The sequence below is a fragment of the Pseudomonas sp. HPB0071 genome, from assembly GCF_000478505.2.
Lineage (GTDB): Bacteria > Pseudomonadota > Gammaproteobacteria > Pseudomonadales > Pseudomonadaceae > Chryseomonas > Chryseomonas luteola.
The window spans coordinates 2,939,274-2,958,096 of record NZ_KI517367.1 but is presented as its reverse complement, the minus strand read 5'-3'; the positions used below and the strand labels follow the sequence as shown (position 1 = coordinate 2,958,096).

At 56.6% G+C, this 18,823-nt stretch carries 13 protein-coding genes and 1 pseudogene; 4 read left to right on the top strand and 10 right to left on the bottom strand.

What is annotated here, in order from left to right:
• Positions 1–6: 6 nt before the first annotated feature.
• The 6 genes from HMPREF1487_RS13795 to mreB all read right to left on the bottom strand — a co-directional run bounded on the left by HMPREF1487_RS13795 (position 7) and on the right by mreB (position 8,756).
• Positions 7–3,861: a YhdP family protein gene (locus HMPREF1487_RS13795; RefSeq protein ID WP_010797273.1), complete on the bottom strand. Its 3,855-nt coding sequence runs from the start codon at positions 3,859–3,861 to the stop codon at positions 7–9.
• A gap of 18 nt (positions 3,862–3,879) precedes the next feature.
• The gene (gene rng / locus HMPREF1487_RS13790; RefSeq protein ID WP_010797272.1) at positions 3,880–5,337 is read right to left on the bottom strand and encodes a ribonuclease G; all 1,458 of its coding nucleotides are present in this window, start codon (positions 5,335–5,337) and stop codon (positions 3,880–3,882) included.
• Positions 5,338–5,405: 68 nt separating this feature from the next.
• Positions 5,406–6,002, bottom strand: a complete 597-nt coding sequence (locus tag HMPREF1487_RS13785; protein ID WP_010797271.1) for a Maf family protein — start codon at positions 6,000–6,002, stop codon at positions 5,406–5,408.
• A 50-nt stretch (positions 6,003–6,052) separates the two neighbouring features.
• On the bottom strand, positions 6,053–6,541 hold the full coding sequence (mreD, locus tag HMPREF1487_RS13780) for a rod shape-determining protein MreD (protein ID WP_010797270.1): 489 nt from the start codon (positions 6,539–6,541) through the stop codon (positions 6,053–6,055).
• A complete protein-coding gene (mreC, locus tag HMPREF1487_RS13775; protein ID WP_230382042.1) occupies positions 6,541–7,599 on the bottom strand; it encodes a rod shape-determining protein MreC in 1,059 nt (352 codons plus the stop codon). The genes mreD and mreC overlap by 1 nt, the downstream gene beginning before the upstream one ends.
• 119 nt (positions 7,600–7,718) lie before the next feature.
• Positions 7,719–8,756, bottom strand: coding sequence for a rod shape-determining protein MreB (gene mreB / locus HMPREF1487_RS13770; RefSeq protein ID WP_010797268.1), 1,038 nt, complete (start codon positions 8,754–8,756; stop codon positions 7,719–7,721).
• A 227-nt stretch (positions 8,757–8,983) separates the two neighbouring features.
• On the opposite strand from mreB, the gene gatC reads away from it, so the two are divergent.
• The 4 genes from gatC (at position 8,984) to HMPREF1487_RS13750 (ending at position 12,888) form a co-directional block, all read left to right on the top strand.
• A complete protein-coding gene (gatC, locus tag HMPREF1487_RS13765; RefSeq protein WP_010797267.1) occupies positions 8,984–9,271 on the top strand; it encodes an Asp-tRNA(Asn)/Glu-tRNA(Gln) amidotransferase subunit GatC in 288 nt (95 codons plus the stop codon).
• A 14-nt stretch (positions 9,272–9,285) separates the two neighbouring features.
• Positions 9,286–10,743 (top strand): Asp-tRNA(Asn)/Glu-tRNA(Gln) amidotransferase subunit GatA, encoded by a 1,458-nt coding sequence (gene gatA / locus HMPREF1487_RS13760; RefSeq protein WP_010797266.1) that lies wholly within the window; start codon positions 9,286–9,288, stop codon positions 10,741–10,743.
• 19 nt (positions 10,744–10,762) lie between these two features.
• Positions 10,763–12,208 carry an Asp-tRNA(Asn)/Glu-tRNA(Gln) amidotransferase subunit GatB gene (gene gatB, locus HMPREF1487_RS13755; RefSeq protein ID WP_010797265.1) on the top strand — a complete coding sequence of 482 codons (1,446 nt, stop codon included), beginning with the start codon at positions 10,763–10,765 and terminating at the stop codon, positions 12,206–12,208.
• A gap of 281 nt (positions 12,209–12,489) precedes the next feature.
• Positions 12,490–12,888 carry a septal ring lytic transglycosylase RlpA family protein gene (locus HMPREF1487_RS13750; protein ID WP_010797264.1) on the top strand — a complete coding sequence of 133 codons (399 nt, stop codon included), beginning with the start codon at positions 12,490–12,492 and terminating at the stop codon, positions 12,886–12,888.
• A 177-nt stretch (positions 12,889–13,065) separates the two neighbouring features.
• On the opposite strand, the gene garD is transcribed toward HMPREF1487_RS13750, so the two are convergent.
• From garD to HMPREF1487_RS13725, 4 genes and pseudogenes are all read right to left on the bottom strand, one after another.
• Positions 13,066–14,622 carry a galactarate dehydratase gene (gene garD, locus HMPREF1487_RS13745; protein WP_010797263.1) on the bottom strand — a complete coding sequence of 519 codons (1,557 nt, stop codon included), beginning with the start codon at positions 14,620–14,622 and terminating at the stop codon, positions 13,066–13,068.
• Positions 14,623–15,170: 548 nt separating this feature from the next.
• Positions 15,171–16,082 carry a 5-dehydro-4-deoxyglucarate dehydratase gene (gene kdgD / locus HMPREF1487_RS13735; RefSeq protein ID WP_010797261.1) on the bottom strand — a complete coding sequence of 304 codons (912 nt, stop codon included), beginning with the start codon at positions 16,080–16,082 and terminating at the stop codon, positions 15,171–15,173.
• 118 nt (positions 16,083–16,200) lie between these two features.
• On the bottom strand, positions 16,201–16,956 hold the full coding sequence (locus HMPREF1487_RS13730) for a FadR/GntR family transcriptional regulator (RefSeq protein WP_010797260.1): 756 nt from the start codon (positions 16,954–16,956) through the stop codon (positions 16,201–16,203).
• Positions 16,957–17,029: 73 nt separating this feature from the next.
• Positions 17,030–18,769: pseudogene (locus tag HMPREF1487_RS13725) on the bottom strand (ABC transporter ATP-binding protein/permease).
• Between the last annotated feature and the right edge of the window lie 54 nt (positions 18,770–18,823).

Here is an 18,823-nt window from a genome sequence, read left to right as displayed (position 1 = left end):
CAGGGTTCACTTCTTGCCCAGTGTCATCTGTGGATTTTGCCAGGGCCCGTGGATGTGATAGTTCACACTGGCCATGCGGGTTACCCTGTCACCAATCAAGCGATCCACAATGAACAGGGCTCCACCTATGGCAGGTGCTCCGGCAATCAACGCTGCGATAGGCAATGAGTTGGTCAAGGGCAATCCAACCTGCAAATGGGCGTCAACCTGATCATGGGCCAGGTCCAGCGTACCCTGCATCTGCATATCGGTAGAAGGACCATCCAGAATGATGGGTTTCCGGGTTAGAAAAACACCGTTTTGCGCCTCCAGTAACCCGCTGATCGTGTCGTAACTCAGGCCGCGGCCAAAAATATCGGAAAAGTCCAACCGCAGCCGCCGCCGTATGGCCTCGAAATTGAGCAGGCCAAACACCCGGAGCGCTGATGCAGAGCCTTCAACCTGACGCAACTGTCCGTTACGCAGGCTGGCATCCAGTGTGCCGGACAGACGATTCAGCCCCGCCCAGGCTGGCGATCCAGGCCAGCTGACGTTGGCATCAAGACGAAACTCGCGACTGGTCACACTGGATGCAAACTTCCAGGCCAGCAATACATCGGCAACGTTGTCACCCGAGAGACGACCGCTATACCGTGTACGCGTAGTGCCCGGCAACCCCTCCCAATCCATCGTACCTTCGACCTTCAGCCCCTTCAGATAGAGGTTCAGGTCTGAAAAGCGCACTCCTGCCGTCGTTGGCCGGATCCTGAGTCGCTGTGCGCCAACAGGCTCACCGCCCAGCGAAAGGGTATCAATCGATACGTCCATTGCCGGCAGGCCATGCGGGTCGATATTCGCCAGGGGATCAGGACTTTCGACGGGCTTGGCGCCCCCTGCCGGAGCAGCATGACTGGGAAAGTCCAAATGTTTGAGCGCAAGCGTAATGGGTACCTTGCGGTCTTCCGGCAACCGTACCTGGCCGGCAATGACCGAGCTATCGAGCGTAAGCACCCAGACATTACTTTGTGGTTCCAGCTGAACAGCGAGGTTTTCGACGGTCTGACCGAAACCTTCAAAATGCACTACCTTGAGCTGCCCGCCCGCAAGTATTGAGAGCATGGAGTCGGGCGAGGCAGGCCCACCACCAGAGCGCGTAGCCGGTTCCTTACCAGGCGTAACGTACTTTTCGATAGCGACCTGCCATTCACTCAGCACGAGACGATCCAGGACGCCACGAACACGGATTCCCTGACCGCTCGGGAGATTGGCTGTGCCATTTCCCAGAACAACCTCGCCACGGGCCTCGGTCAAGCGATCCGGCGGTGCGACGATAACGGCATCCGCCAAGCCTTGATATGTCGCCTCATAACGACGCTCGGGCCCATTGAGTGTCATACTGAAAAAACCGTCATGGGCGGTCTGCGGATCCTTGCCAAACGGTGCTGGCAGATCAATAGCTACCCCTTGAAGATTCGAGGCTACTACGATTTCGCTGGCCTCGTTTGCCAGGGTCAGGCTCATGCGATACGGAATATCGCCTGACACTGGCAATGGCCGGCCTCCAACACCCAGCCATTGGGTAAGCTGACTGAGCGCTACCTTGCCCTCAGCCACGAGGCGGGTCTTGGGATCGGTCTGGTTCCCTTCGGCGAACGCCTTGCCGTGGGCCTGACTGCCCAATACCTGCGCCTTGATATCCGGTGCGCTCAAGCCTCGTGTCGTGTCATAGCGAAACGCACCGCGGATATTGGTGACATCGAGCATGGGATTTGCCAGCTGTAACCGGGCCCCATTAGCCACGAAATCCACAATCACCTTGGGCGGTAGCCCATGATCAAAAGGCAAATCCAGGTCAAGCTTACCCTTTAGAGCCCCCTCCCCCCGCCATCCCTTGAATGTCTCGGCTGTCGGTAACGGCGTCTCCTGCAAGATCGTGAGCCCGTCCTTTACACTACTGTCCAAGTCACTTTTCAGATACAGATGGACCGTACTGCCATCATGTCGCAGCGGGATGGTGACATTTGCCTTGCTGACCTGGGTATCCAGGATTCGCCCCTCCGGTACCTGAATGCGAACGGCATCATCTTCAATGACTATATCGCCGCTGGCCTCACGCAACTCTGGCCAACCCGGCTGGTAGGCAAGCAATGCGTCGTGGACGCGAAAGAAAAGACTCATGGTACGTGCACCCGGCGGTGCATCGTGCATCAGGGAACCCTGATACTGGTAAATACCTTCATCGATATGGCCACCCTTGATCGCAGTCTTGAGCCAGTCAGCCAGAGGGCCACTCATCGCAGGTGTCCGGGTAGGCAGATACTTGGCGGTATAGCGCGCATCACCATTGCGCAGCCCAACACGCAGGTCCATGTAGCTTTCAATGCCTGGCTTGCGCGCCAGCCGGATGAACATGTCACCGGCGGCATCACCCTCTTCACCCGAGACGCGCATCAACGGACTCGACAAGGTAAAGCTGTCATCGCTTAAAGACCAATTCAAGCGCGCTTTGGCTGTACGGTACTGCCACGGTTCAGGAAACAGGGTGGCCAGATGCAGCGAGAAGTTGGTGGTATCCAGCCGCAATTCGCCATGCTGCAGTCCGCCAGTTGCACTACCACTGGCATTCTCGACAGCCGGCGCACCGTGATAGGCCGAGAACCCTACCTTTTCCAGGTTGGCTGCAAACGCGAGGCGATCAGCAAGACTTTTCTGGGGTTGGTAGTCCAGCGAGATGTTACGTAGCGCACCATGCGGACTAAGTGCCGATAACGCTGACGCCACATTTTCAGGTAAAGGCGCAAGTGCCTGGACGGCGGCCGCCAATGGTGCCAGATCGAGCCGGTCGGCACGTACCTGCCAGCGATCCGCTGCATCATTGCGCTGAACCGCTAATGTCACACCACTCCAGCGTTTCTCCCCAAGGCTTACCGCAAGATCGGAACCGATGGCTCGCCAGCCGTTTTTCTCGCGGGTAAATGAAAGGTTCAAGGCGAGGTCATCAAGACCAGCGGGCGCACGGGTACCATACGAAGCCACCAGCCGAGCCGCATTGAGCCGCAAGGCTGCGTCTTGAGGCACTCCATGAGCCCAGTCAAGCCAGACCTCTCCTCCTGCATGTAACTCATGCGGCCGCCACTGCCGCGTCAGAGTACGTGGCACCCACTGTGCCCAGTCCGTCTGGGGCAGGCTCAAATAGCTCTTGAATCGGCTGTCCTGCCAATGCGCCGAATCGACCTGCCCCTGGACGTCTAAGGCCAAGGGCTGCCCGTCAGGTAGATTCAAACGCGCATCGAGACGGACATCGCCGTTACGTCTCGTAGACAGCGTTGCCTCGACATAGCGCAGCGTAAACACTTTTCCTTCATGGGATAAAACGCTGAGCTGCCCATTGAGTACTGATAGTCGCCCAAGCGAGGGCAGCCACTTGAGAAGCGGTGCGGGATCAAAAGGCTCTTGCTCATCATCACGCTGGGGCAGTCCTGCGATACGCCAGCGCCCATCCGCTTCTTCCAGCAACTCGAGTCGTACACCGTCGAGGCTGGCATAACTCAGTATGGGCTGCCAGTGCAGGAGGCTCTGGAACATATTCGGCACAACCCTGATTCGCTCCAGATGCAGAGGCTGGCTGCCCTCACCCAGTTCCAGGTCCTGCAGGTCAATGACAGGATTGAGTCCTTGCCAGCTTCCCTTCAAGGCGCCCAGGCGTACAGGCTGCTTCAAGGCACTGCTCAAGCGCACCTCAACGTCGGCTCTATACTCGGCAACGCCCGGCATGAGTTGGCGCCCTACGCTGACATAAAGCGCCAGCAAGATCAGGATCAGAGCACACAGACCGAAACCAAGGCGCAGGAGTGTTCCGATGAAGCGGCCCAACCCTGCCATCAGCCTAAGCTCAGCGGCTTACAGCAGTACAACATCATATTGCTCCTGGGAGTACATAGGTTCGACCTGAAACTTGATCGTTCGACCGATAAAAGCTTCCAGGTCCGCTACATTGCCTGACTCCTCATCAAGAAGACGGTCTACCACCTTCTGATTGGCCAACACGAGATAGGAGTTTGCCTGGTAAGCGCGTGCTTCGCGCAGAATTTCACGGAAGATTTCGTAGCAGATAGTTTCAGCCGTCCGCAGCATGCTACGTCCCTGGCACGCCGGACAAGGCTCACACAGGACCTGCGACAGGCTTTCACGTGTGCGCTTGCGCGTCATCTGGACGAGACCAAGCTCAGTAATGCCAATGATGTTGGTTTTGGCGTGATCGCGCTCCAGCTGCTTCTCCAGATTGCGAAGCACTTGGCGCTGATGTTCTTCATCTTCCATGTCGATGAAATCGATAATGATGATGCCGCCCAGGTTTCGCAGCCGTAACTGCCGGGCAATTGCCGTAGCTGCCTCAAGATTGGTCTTGAAGATTGTCTCTTCCAGGTTACGGTGCCCTACGAATGCACCTGTATTCACGTCTATCGTAGTCATGGCCTCGGTCTGATCGATGATCAGATACCCGCCCGATTTGAGCATGACCTTTCGCTCAAGCGCCTTCTGGATTTCATCCTCGACGCCATACAAGTCGAAAATCGGACGCTCGCCAGGATAATGCTCTAGGCGATCAGATACTTCAGGCATCAGCTCGGACACGAACTGGCCAATTCGCTGGAAGTTTTCCCGAGAGTCCACACGAATCTTTTCACTGCGCGGACTGACCAGATCCCGCAAGGTACGCAATGGAAGGTCAAGGTCTTCATAGATGGTCGTAGGCGCAGGAACCTTATTCATCTGAGAATGAATCTGAGCCCACAGCCGCCGCAAGTAGCGGATATCCGCCTTGATTTCATCTTCACGCGCGCCCTCCGCCGCCGTACGAAGAATAAAGCCACCGGCTTCCTCGATACACTCGTTGGCGATGCACTTTTCAACGATGTTCTTGAGCCGTTCACGCTCGGCTTCATCCTCGATTTTCAGCGAGATGCCCACATGATTGGTCTTGGGCATGTACACCAGATAGCGTGAGGGAATTGAAAGGTGCGTTGTCAGGCGCGCCCCCTTGGTTCCGATCGGATCCTTCGTGACCTGAACGACCAGACTTTGCCCCTCATGAACCAGGGCACTGATGCTTTCGACAGCACTGCCCTCGCGGGTAGAAATCTCGGCAGCATGAATAAAGGCGGCCCTGGCCAGCCCAATATCCACAAAGGCCGCCTGCATCCCAGGCAGGACTCTGACAACCTTGCCTTGATACAGATTGCCTACAATGCCCCGGCGCATCGTGCGTTCGATATGAACCTCTTGCAGAACGCCGTTTTCAACAACCGCCACCCGAGACTCCATCGGGGTGATGTTGATCAAGATTTCTTCGCTCATAGACTTATCCATTATTCGAGGTGTCTTGCAGCTTATCGGTATCGGCGCTATCTAGGGTATTAACCTTTTCAACGAGGTACATTGGGCTGCCAGCATGGTATGCCAAACGTTGATAAAAGCTCCGCTGTTTCACAAAGGGGGAGTCCGACGATGCTGCTATAGCTTCCCGCTATATGTTGAACAAAGACAGCGCCCAGCCCCTGGATTCCGTAGCCGCCTGCCTTGTCGGCCGGCTCACTGCTTGCCCAATAGGCTTGACGCTCGGCTTCACTGATAGGCCTGAACGTTACTTCGCTCGACACGACACGCGCCAGGCACAGGTCTTTACTGGCTACGGCAACTGCGGTTAGAACGGTATGCGTTTTGCCGCTCAGACGAACCAACATAGCCATGCCATGCTCGCGGCTTTCCGGCTTGCCCAGAATGTGCCCATCCAACACGACGCTAGTGTCGGCTCCCAGGACGCAATCAACCGTGTCACCAGACAAAAGTGCCAGACCTGCCTGTGCCTTGCTTCTGGCAAGACGTTCGACATAGGCATCTGCTGTCTCGCCAGGCAGCACGGCCTCATTAATTTCGGCCGAAAGACGTTCGAACGGCACACCGATTTGCTCAAGCAACTCACGACGGCGTGGAGATCCGGAAGCAAGATACAGACGTGGCATAGAAGGCTCCTTGAAACGCTCACGTCAGCAGATCAGCCGCCGACGCCACGTCAACTTACATTGAAACGCGTTCGCAAATCACGTAGCACCAGATATACCCAAGGCCAGAGCAAGGCGCTGACCAGGGAGGGTGCAAGAAATACCAGGGTGGGTGGACGATTACCCGTCAACGTATTCAGCCAGAGCTGAACCAGCTGCGAGATGCCATAGACGACCAGCAGCACAAAGCCCTGCTGCCAAATGGGAAAGACGCGAAGCCGCTGTTGTAATGATTGCACCAGAAAAACTACCAGGCTCAGAATCAGGGCATTCTGGCCAAGCAGATTTCCGTACAGCACATCCTCTGCCAATCCGAAAACCCAGGCCGTACTCAGGCCTACCCGGTGAGGCAGCGCCAACGTCCAGAACGTCAAGAACATGGACAGCCATAAGGGCCGCCCGATTTCCATGAAGTCCGGCATTGGCGCAACCGAAAGCAACAGCCCCACCAACAATGTCAGCCAGATAACCCAGCCGTTATGGCCGATCCGAAAGGCCATTAACGGGCCTCCTGGGCGCGTTGTGTCGAGGCGGCCGGGGCTTGGCTGGACTGCGGCTTGGCGGCAGGCTTCGCGGGTTGAGTCTGGGGCTTGGCCGACTGAGCAGCCGGAGCCGCCGCGTTGGTCGCCGGTGTCTTGTTATTACCACTGGCTGGCTGAGCGGGATTATTAACCTGGGCGGGCGAGGTTGCCGCTGGCGTTGTTCCCTGCTGCTCCTGGGACACTTTGCGATCCGCTTCTTCCTGGGCCCGGGCAGCATCGTAGGCCCGTTCCTCAGGTGTACGTGGATCACTGAAGACCAATAGCACATAGCGACTGCGGTTCAGCTTGGCAGTGGGTACAGCTCGCACAATGGCAAACGGTTGCCCTGAGTCATGCACTACTTCGGTCACGGTTGCGACCGGGTACCCCGCAGGAAACCGCTGCCCCAAACCAGAGCTGACCAGTAGATCGCCTTCCTTGATATCGGCGGTATCGGCCACATGGCGCAGTTCAAGACGCTCAGGGTTACCAGTTCCCATGGCGATAGCACGCAAACCATTGCGGTTGACCTGAACAGGAATGCTATGGGTGACGTCCGTCAACAGCAGGACACGGGCGGCATAGGGCATGACTTCGACCACTTGCCCCATCAACCCACTGGCGTCTAACACCGGCTGGCCGATAAAGACCCCATCCTTCGCGCCTTTGTCGATCAGGATACGGTGAGTAAATGGATTCGGATCGACGCCAATCAGCTCGCTGACCAGCACTTTGTCGTCTACCAGGGCGGCAGAGTTGAGCAATTCTCTAAGTCGTACGTTTTGCTCGGTCAAAGCCGCCAGCTTTTGCAGGCGACGCTGCATAAGCAGTGCCTCAGCCTTGAGGCGCTCGTTTTCAGCCATGATTTCAGTACGGCTGGAAAACTGATCGCGCACGGCTTGCCAGGCACGAACCGGGAGATCGGCTGCCCAATAGAAGGGTGTAAGCACCAGGCCCATTTCGCTGCGCACCGGCTTCAGATAATCGAAGCGGGCATCTACCACCATCAGGCTGACAGACAGAACAGCCAGAGCCAGCAGACGGACGCCAAGCGAAGGACCCTTGGAAAATATACGCTTGATGGTCTCGTCCTCGAAGCGTCAATCATGACAACATCAAGGCCCGCCATGCAGGCCCTGATATTCATGCATGCGACTTATTCGGTGGAAAGAAGATCCATAGCGTGACGGTCCATCATCTCCAACGCCTTGCCGCCACCGCGGGCAACACACGTCAGAGGATCTTCCGCCACGATCACCGGCAGGCCGGTTTCCTGCGCCAGGAGCTTGTCTAGATCACGTAGCAGAGCACCACCACCGGTCAGGACCAGACCGCGCTCGGCAATATCCGAAGCCAACTCCGGCGGGGACTGCTCCAGACAGCTCTTGACCGCCTGGACGATGGTTGCCAGCGATTCCTGCAGGGCTTCCAGCACTTCGTTGGAGTTCAACGTAAAGCTGCGCGGTACGCCTTCAGCCAGATTGCGGCCGCGGACGTCGATTTCACGCAGGTCACCGCCCGGGTAGGCCGTACCGATTTCCTGCTTGATGCGCTCGGCAGTAGATTCACCGATCAGGCTGCCGTAGTTGCGGCGGACATAGGTCACGATCGCTTCATCGAAGCGGTCACCGCCTACGCGTACGGACTCGGCATAGACAACACCGTTCAGGGAGATCAAGGCGATCTCGCTGGTGCCGCCACCGATGTCCACTACCATCGAACCACGCGCTTCCTCAACCGGAAGACCTGCGCCAATGGCAGCTGCCATCGGCTCTTCGATCAGGAAGACTTCACGGGCGCCAGCGCCCAGAGCCGATTCACGAATGGCACGGCGCTCGACCTGGGTGGACTTGCACGGTACGCAGATAAGTACACGGGGACTTGGCTGGAGAAAGCTGTTCTCGTGAACTTTGTTGATGAAGTACTGCAACATTTTTTCACAAACGCTGAAGTCTGCAATCACACCATCCTTCATCGGTCGGATCGCAGAAATATTGCCAGGCGTACGACCCAGCATGCGTTTGGCGTCGGTACCGACGGCAACTACACTCTTCTGATTGCCATGCGTACGAATGGCAACAACGGATGGCTCGTCAAGGACAATACCGCGATCCCGGACATAAATGAGGGTATTGGCTGTACCCAGGTCGATCGACAGATCGCTGGAAAACATGCCACGCAACTTTTTGAACATGAAGTGACCCTAGGCGGTGGCGTCAGGCACGCAGATGAAACGCGTGGGAAAAATTGCGGCAGACTCTAACAACGGCAGGGATTTTGAGCAAGGCGGTGATGTGCTAGATTGCTCGTTTCTGCGGCCCTCTTAGGCCTTTCTTAACGCGGTGCTTGACCGCCTACCGTGCAAATCTCTCGATTTATGACTTTCGCCATGGTCAAGCCCCGATATTGCTGGAGAATCCGATGGCGCTCGAACGCTCCGACGTCGAAAAGATCGCTCACCTGGCCAGACTAGGCCTTAACGATGCCGATATTGAACGGACCACCGGGACGTTGAATGACATCCTCGGCCTGATTGATCGCATGCAGGCCGTCAATACCGATAACGTCGAACCTCTGGCGCACCCGCTGGAGGCCGTACAGCGCCTGCGACCCGACGAAGTCACCGAAACCAATCAGCGTGACGCCTACCAGACTATCGCCCCAGCGGTCGAAAACGGCCTGTTCCTGGTACCCAAGGTGATTGAGTAATGAAGGACACCCCTATGCATACGTTGACCCTGGCCGAGATCAGCCGTGCGCTATCGGCAAAGGAATTTTCTGCCGAGGAATTGACTCGCGCCCTGCTGGACCGCATCGCCCGGGTTGATCCACAGCTCAACAGCTTTATCACCGTGACGGAAACACAGGCCATTGAGCAGGCCAAAATCGCCGATCAGCGCCGATCAGCGGGCGAAACCGGCGCGCTCCTAGGGGCACCGATCGCACACAAAGACCTCTTCTGCACTCAGGGCATTCGCACCAGCTGCGGCTCGAAAATGCTTGATAACTTCATCGCGCCCTACAACGCCACTGTGGTTCAGAAGCTGGCAGATGCAGGCGTTGTAAGCTTGGGCAAATTGAATATGGACGAGTTCGCGATGGGCTCGGCCAACGAATCCAGCCACTACGGCCCCGTCAAGAACCCCTGGGACACCTCTCGTATTCCAGGCGGCTCTTCAGGTGGCTCATCGGCGGCAGTAGCGGCTCGCCTCGTCCCGGCTGCAACCGGTACCGATACCGGCGGCTCGATCCGCCAGCCTGCGGCGCTGACCAACCTGACTGGCCTCAAGCCCACCTATGGGCGCGTCTCCCGCTGGGGCATGATTGCATATGCCTCCAGCCTCGATCAGGGCGGCATGCTGGCCCGCAACGCCGAAGACTGCGCCCTACTCTTGCAGGCAATGGCAGGCTTCGACCCCAAGGACTCCACCAGCGTAGACCAACCGGTCGATGACTATCTGGCCTGCCTGGGCAAGCCGCTCGCCGGCCTGCGCATTGGCCTGCCGAAAGAGTATTTCGGTGAGGGCTTGGACAGCCGTATCGCAGATCTTACGCTCAAGGCTGTAGAAGCGTTGAAGGCGCTGGGCGCAACCGTCAAGGACATCAGTCTGCCAAACATGCAGCACGCGATACCTGCCTATTACGTGATCGCACCGGCGGAAGCGTCTTCCAACCTGTCGCGCTATGACGGTGTACGTTTCGGTTATCGCTGTGAAGACCCGGCAGACCTGACCGATCTGTACAAACGCTCCCGCGCAGAAGGCTTTGGTGATGAGGTTCGCCGTCGGATCATGGTGGGCACCTATGCACTTTCTGCCGGTTACTATGATGCCTACTACCTGAAGGCACAACGTATCCGCCGCCTGATTAAGAACGACTTCATGACCGCCTTCAATGATGTGGACGTCATTCTTGGCCCGACGACGCCCAGCGTGGCGTGGAAACTCGGCGAGAAGAACAACGATCCCGTGGCTGAATACCTGATGGATATCTATACCATCACTGCCAACCTTGCCGGCGTTCCTGGTCTTTCGATGCCGGCCGGCTTTGTCGACGGCCTGCCCGTTGGCGTACAGCTGCTGGCCCCCTACTTCCAGGAAGGCCGCCTGCTCAACATCGCCCATCAGTACCAGAAGGCAACCGATTGGCATACGAAAGCCCCGACTGGGTTCCTGGAATAGAAGGCAGAGGACGACTCACATGCAATGGGAAACCGTGATCGGGCTGGAAATTCACGCACAGCTCTCCACGAAATCGAAGATATTTTCTGGCAGCTCCACCACCTTTGGTGCCGAGCCTAATACCCAGGCCAGCCTGATCGACCTGGGCATGCCCGGCGTACTGCCAGTAGTCAACCAGGAAGCAGTGCGCATGGCCGTCAAGTTTGGCCTGGCCATCGACGCACACATTGGCCAGCGTAACGTTTTTGCGCGCAAGAACTACTTCTACCCTGACCTGCCCAAGGGCTATCAGATCAGCCAGATGGAATTGCCTATCGTAGGCAAGGGCCACCTGGACATTACATTAGACGACGGTACCGTCAAGCGCATCGGTATCACCCGTGCGCATCTGGAAGAAGATGCGGGCAAGAGCCTGCACGAGGACTTCCAGGGCATGACGGGCATCGACCTGAACCGCGCCGGCACGCCACTCCTGGAGATCGTCTCTGAGCCGGACATCCGCAGCGCCAAGGAAGCCGTTGCCTACGTAAAGGCCATTCATGCACTCGTGCGTTACCTGGGCATCTGTGATGGCAACATGAACGAGGGCTCGCTGCGTTGCGACTGCAACGTCTCGGTTCGTCCGAAAGGTCAGGCCGAGTTTGGTACTCGCGCCGAGATCAAGAACGTTAACTCGTTCCGCTTCATCGAGAAGGCGATCAATCGTGAGGTTCAACGCCAGATTGACCTCATTGAGGATGGTGGCAAAGTCATTCAGGAAACGCGTCTATACGACCCTAACCTCGATGACACAAGGGCTATGCGCAGCAAGGAAGAAGCAAACGACTATCGCTACTTTCCTGACCCTGACCTTCTGCCCGTGGTGATCGAAGACAGTTTTCTCGAAGAGACACGGAGTCTGCTGCCAGAGCTGCCGCAGCAGAAGCGTGAGCGCTTCGAGCGTGACTTTGGCCTATCTACGTATGACGCGACGGTCCTCTCCTCCAGCCGTGAAATGGCCGATTATTTCGAGCAGGTCCAACAGGTCAGCGGCGATGCCAAATTGGCCGCCAACTGGGTCATGGGCGAGCTTTCCAGCCTGCTCAACAAGCAGGATCTGGATATCGCCGACTCGCCAGTTTCCGCTGAGCATTTGGGCGGCATGATCCTGCGTATCAAGGACAACACCATTTCCGGCAAGATCGCCAAGATGGTGTTCGAAGCCATGGCCGCTGGCGAAGGTTCTGCCGATGAGATCATCGAAAAGAAGGGGCTCAAGCAGGTAACCGACACCGGCGCTATTGAGTCCATGCTGGATGAAGTCCTGGCAGCCAACGCCGCCCAGGTCGAGCAGTACCGTGCCAGTGATGAGGCCAAGCGCGGAAAGATGTTTGGCTTCTTCGTAGGCCAGGCGATGAAGGCCTCCAAAGGCAAGGCCAATCCTCAGCAAGTCAACGAATTGCTGAAGAAAAAGCTGGCAGGTTAACCTCCTCCGATAGCCATGACGCAACCTTGCGTCATGGCTATGCCACTCACGAATCTACTTCTTCTTTCTTCATTTTTCTTTTTCAGCCGATGCGAAGCAGTCGAGCTTTCTGAGCGATGGACTTGGCCTGCGCCTATAGATTACGCACGCTTATACAATCTTCAGGGCTGAATGTCGGACTAGTCCTGGAATGTGTTTCAGCACGTAATTACAGCGAAACGGCTTGAACTCAAGAGAGTCATATAGCCAATCTGATATCAAATCGCCAGGAAGCTTTCGATATGTCATGGAGCCTACGCATTGCTCTTCTATCGCTCACCATACTGTTTGCCGGGTGTGCCAACCGAGAGCCTTATTCTTCACCCATGTCACCTGCTGCTGTTCATGGTTACCAGGACTCCGGCCTCGCTTCTTACTACGCCAAACGCCATGCCGGACGCCGCACTGCCAGCGGAGAACGCTACAATCCTTCGGAGATGACAGCCGCTCATCGTACGCTGCCCTTTGGCACGCGAGTCGAGGTGACCAACCTGAGCAACGGAAAGCGTGCAGTCGTACGCATCAATGACCGTGGTCCTCACGTACGTGGACGGATTATTGATCTGTCACGCAATGCGGCCAGTTCAATCGGCTTGATTTCTGATGGCGTTGCGAAAGTCCAGATCAGGGCCTTGGACTGATTTGACTAGACGGGGCTAATAATGCGTTGGAGCAGAGAGGTCAGCTTGCCTTATACCTAGCTAGCGTCCTGGCATGAGGGACGCCCTTTCAATTCGCTGTCCCGAACCAGGCGCTTATCCTGATAGGCAAAAAACAGCGGAGCACCAAGCTCCGCTGTTTTGTACTTCACTTAGCCATCAGGTCACTGGAGCCGGATTAAACAGTGTCAGATCGTTATGCAGCTTGTGGTGTTCAGCCCATGTCTTTTTGCGGCCACTGGCAACATCCAGGTAGAGATGGAAAATCTCCCAACCCAACTCTTCCAGTGTCATTCGGCCCGATGTCACCCGACCGGCGTCTACGTCGATCAGATCCGGCCAGCGCTCGGCCAGCTGGGTGCGTGTTGCTACCTTGATGACAGGCACCATGGCCAGACCATAAGGCGTTCCGCGACCTGTAGTAAAAATGTGCAGGTTCATACCGGCAGCCAGTTGAAGCGTACCGCAGATAAAGTCACTGGCAGGTGTTGCGCAGTAATACAGGCCTTTACCCTTGACACGCTCGCCTGGCGATACCACCCCTGCAATAGGACTGGAACCCGACTTGGCAATCGAGCCCATGGCCTTTTCCACGATGTTGTTCAGGCCACCCTTCTTGTTACCGGGCGTCGTATTTGCACTGCGATCCGCCATGCCGCGATCCAGATAGCGGTCGTACCAATCCATTTCACGAACCAAGGCCTTGGCGACTTCAGGTGTAGCCGCCCGCGAGGTCAGCAGATGGATACCGTCGCGCACCTCGGTGTTTTCCGAGAACATCACGGTAGCCCCTGCGCGCACTAACAGGTCAGCCGCAACACCTAATGCCGGATTGGCTGTTACCCCGGAAAAGGCGTCACTGCCGCCGCACTGCATACCGACCACCAGATCGGAAGCCGGACATGGCTCACGACGGCGCTCGTTCAGCACCTTCAGGCGATCCTCGATCATGCCAAGAATCTGCTCGACCATACCGCTGAAACCGGTATTGGAATCCTGGAGGCGGAACAGCCATTCCTCTTCATCGATACCAGAAGGCAATTCATCGTCCGGCATGATCTGGCTGGCCTGAAGCTTTTCACATCCCAGGCTGATGACAAGTGCCTGGCCACCGAGGTTGGGATTACGACTGATGTTACGCAGCGTACGAATGGGTACGACAGCATCGGGGGCGTTGATCGCTACACCGCAACCATAGCTGTGAGTCAATGCGATGACGTCATCCACATACGGATATTTAGGCAGCAGTTCCTTACGGGCACGCTCGATGCAATGATCAAGCACACCGGTCACACATTGAACCGTGGTGGTCACACCCAGGATATTGCGCGTCCCGACGCTACCGTCCGGGTTTCTGAAACCCTCAAAGGTAAAACCTTCCAGCGGAGGCTGGGTAGGCGGTACATCAGTTGCCAGCGGCAGGTTGTCCAGCGGGGGCGGCGAAGGCAGGCTAAGCAACTCCTCTTTCACCCAGGAGCCCCGTAGAATGGGTTTCAGGGCATATCCGATCACTGTGCCATAGCGCAGAACAGCGCCGCCTTCGGGGATATCAACCAGCGTTACCTTGTGACTTTGCGGAACGGCCTCGATGGTCACGAGACCGTCTGGAAACTGGCCACCGGCTGCAACACCTTGCTCGTTTACAACGATTGCGACGTTATCGTCAGCATGAAGTCGGATGTAACGAGGCGAGTCCTGGTGTTCAATCAACTGCATGACTCACTCCTTCTTATACTCACTCAGGCTAAGGCATGCGAACAGAGCGATGCTCTGCCCGCGTTCTGTTATTCAACGTAAACCGACGGTCAACTCATCCATCCCCATACCTCCGCTGTGAGTCACCGATACACACGCGGACGCTTCTCCACGCTTCGCCACTGGTTGCAATAAAGAGCACCTGATCGACCCGCCACTGGACAAATGACAGGTTCTGGCAACCCTTAGCGTTCCGATAAGGGAGCCGACCATGGCAAGCGGGATGACTAAAGATAAGCGTTCAGAAAAGCTGATCGCGCGCAGAATGCGGGGTCTGCGAATGCCAAGAGCACCGAGCAATGAAGTGCCTGACAAGGCAAGCGATGTCACACTGACTCGGTTGATATTCACTCTGCCCCCACTCGTTATTCTTGTCGCGGGTAGTCTTTTATAGCCAGGCGAGAACATCGCCTTTGCTTACACAACCAAATGATAGCGCAATCATTTCAGAACACAATAAAACAAAAATGGCTGACTGGTCTACTAAAACCAGTCAGCCATTTACACACTTACTGCGGACCGAGTTTGTCCATCAGCGCAGCCAGACGCTCGTACTCGTCAGGCTTGAGATCAGTCAGCGGTGCACGTACCGGACCGGCGTCGTAACCTGCGATCTTCGCACCGGCCTTGACGATGCTTACCGCATAACCTGCGCAGCGGTTACGGATGTCCAGGTACGGCAGGAAGAAGTCATCGATCAGCTTGCCCACGGTCTCGTGGTCATCCGCAGCGATGGCCTTGTAGAAGTCCATGGCCGTCTTGGGAACAAAGTTGAACACCGCCGAGGAGTACACCGGTACACCCAGCGCCTTGTAGGCCGCGGCATAGACTTCAGCGGTCGGCAGACCGCCCAGGTAGGTGAAGCGATCACCCAGGCGACGGCGGATGGAGACCATCAGCTCGATGTCACCCATGCCATCCTTGAAGCCGATCAGATTCGGGCAACGCTCGGCCAGCATTTCCAGCTGGTCAGGCTTCAGGCGACAGACGTTGCGGTTGTACACCACCACGCCAAACTTGACGGACTTGCACACCGCCTCGACATGCGCGGCCACGCCTTCAGGGCTGGCTTCGGTCAGGTAGTGCGGTAGCAACAGGATGCCCTGGGCACCCAGGCGCTCGGCTTCCTGAGCCTGCTGGATCGCCACGCGGGTTGGGCCACCGGCACCGGCCAGAATCGGGACCATGCCCTTGCAGGTGTCCACGGCCGTTTTGATGATGTCGGAGTATTCCTTCTGGTCCAGCGAGAAGAACTCACCGGTGCCGCCCGCCGCAAACAGGGCGCTGGCACCGTAGGGCGCCAGCCATTCCAGACGCTTGATGTAGGTATCGCGGCGGAAGTCGCCCTGCGCATCGAAATCGGTTACCGGAAAGGACAGCAATCCGGATGAAAGGGTGTGCTTGAGTTCTTGTGGAGTCATTTTTGTTGCACCCTGGCCTGACGGCATACAGAAGTTAATGAGACAGGCTATCGCCCGTTATCAGTCATCGTACAACTATAGATTCCAGGGTACAACTCCCCTTACGCAGATTTTTTAATCAGCGTGAATTCTGGCCTGTTCCTACCTCTTCATTGGCTCGACGTAGTCGCTCGCGACTGTTGGTTAGATGCAGGCGCATCGCTGCACGTGCCGCATCAGTGTCCTGCCGAGCGATAGCGTTGTAGATGTCTTCATGCTCGCCATCCAGGCGCAGCTGATAGCGCTGCTGATCATCGTGAGCCAGGTAAGCTGAGTTGAGACGGGTGCGGGGGATCAGAACGCTACTGAGGTAGGTCATGATGTCGCTGAAATAACGATTGCCCGTAGACATGGCAATTTGCAAATGAAACTGCAGATCGAAACTGACAGCCTCGGCAGGCTGCTCGGTGCGAGCTTTCATTTGATCCAGCAGACGACGCATCTCCTGAAGCTGCTCGTCATTTCGGCGCTGCGCCGCCAGACCGGCAGCTTCAACCTCCAGACTGATTCGCAACTCAAGCATTGCCAACACATCACGCAAGGTTGTGATGGTAGCCGGATCGATGAACAGTGGCCCCTCGGCAGGCCGCTCCAGCACAAACGTACCGATCCCGTGGCGCGTTTCGACATGCCCTGCAGCCTGCAGGCGCGAGATCGCCTCACGGACCACCGTTCGGCTGACGCCCTGCTCCTGCATGATGGCCGACTCGGTCGGCAGCTTGTCGCCGGGTTTCAGGTCGCCGTCACGAATACGAGCCTTCATGACCTCGACAACGTTTTCGGCCAGACTGCGAGACTTTTTACGTGGGCGAGGAGTCACGTTACTGTTTTGCATAAGGGTTCATTCAGGGCGTCTTGGAAATATGAACCATAATAGCGTAACCGCGTTGTAGGATGACCCTATTAATCTAAAGTTGGGCACTTTCATAGACAGTAACGTCCTTGAGGATGCCCTCCTCCAGGCGCAAGATCCGCTGATGGAAGCGTTGCAGACTGCTTCGATGCCCTACACTCACCAGTGTCGTATCGGGTAAGTGCTCTCGTAACAAGGTGTACATGGCGGTTTGATCACGCTCATCCAGGGCAGAAGTCGCTTCATCCAGAAACAGCCAGTGCGGTTGGTACAGGATAGCCCGAGCAATGGCCAGGCGCTGTTGCTCTCCAGGAGAGAGGCGCCGTTCCCAATGGTTAGCCTCGTCCATGACAGAAACCAGATGCGCCAGACGGCATTGCCTTAGCACGCTCTCGAGGCACTCTGGCGCATGCTGAACTTCCCCAGGATAATTCAACGCAGCCCTTAATGTTCCAATAGGCAGGTAAGGTCGTTGCGGCAGAAATAGGCATCGACCAATCGGGAGACTTACTGTCCCGCTACCATAGGGCCACAGCCCTGCGATAACCCGTAGCAGGGTGCTTTTGCCACCCCCTGAGGGACCGCTGATAAGCACATGCTCGCCTGACTCAATGCGGCCGCTGATAGGGTCGATCAGTGAGTGCGTCTGGTTGGCCAGCGAAACCTGGAGCCTGTCGAATACCAATGCATCCTCGCCGCGCTCCAGCGTAATGGCGGAAGCCTGAGCCTCATGCCTGTGCATGGTGTCGCGAAAACTCAGGATACGATCAGTTACAGCACGCCAGTTCGCCAGTTGCAGGTATGCGTCAATGAACCAGCTCAAGCTGCCTTGAACGTTACTGAACGAGTCGCTGATCTGCATCATGTCACCAAGCTGGATCCTGCCACTGAAATAGCGCGGTGCCGAAAGCACGGCGCCAATGATGACGGCAATCTGGGAGTAGCCAGAGGTAAAGAAGGTCAGACGCTTCTGATAGCGCATCAGCATCCAAAAGTTGCCCCAGACGTGCCCGAATCGTTCCTGGAGCCGTTGCTGCTCGTTCTGCTCCCCGTTATAGAGTGCAATGCTCTCGGCATTCTCCCGGACACGGATCAACCCAAAACGCAGATCCGCTTCATAGCGCTGCTGCTGATTGCTAAGGCCAATCAACCGTCGACCAATGTAATGCGTCAGAACGGTGCCGATGGCGGCATACAGTACTGCAGCCCAGAACATGTAATGAGGAACGGTGATGCCAAACAGCTCGATACTGCCTGACATAGTGATCAGGATGACAGAAAAGGAAATCAGGCTGACGATGGTGCGGATGAATCCCAACCCCAGAGAGAGCGTCATGTCCGTAAAGCTGTTCAGATCTTCGGCAATACGCTGGTCCGGGTTGTCTGCGCCCCCCCTTCTGCTCCAAGTGGTAATAGTTGCGGTGCCTAAGCCATAGCGAGAAATGCTGCTCGGTCAGCCAGCGTCGCCACCGGATGGTAAGCATCTGGGTCAGGTAAAGCCGGTATACGGCCAGCAGAATGAACAGGGCCGCCAAGCCGCAAAAATACAAAATAAGACGCGTAAAGGACTTCAGATCATGATTTTGCAGGGCATCGTAGAAATACCGGTTCCAGGTATTGAATACCACTGACAAGCCGACACCCGCCAGCGAAAGAGCTATCACAGCAACCAGCAACAGCCAGGCTTTCTTTCTTCACTGCGCCAATAGGGTATCGTCAATGCCCAAACGCGGGACAGGAAATGGCCCTTGGTCGAACCATACACAGGCGGTACGGGAGTCTCTTTTTCTCTCATCGCTCCAGCTCGGTAAGCACGTAATAACGTAACCAAAGGCCATCATAGGGCAGC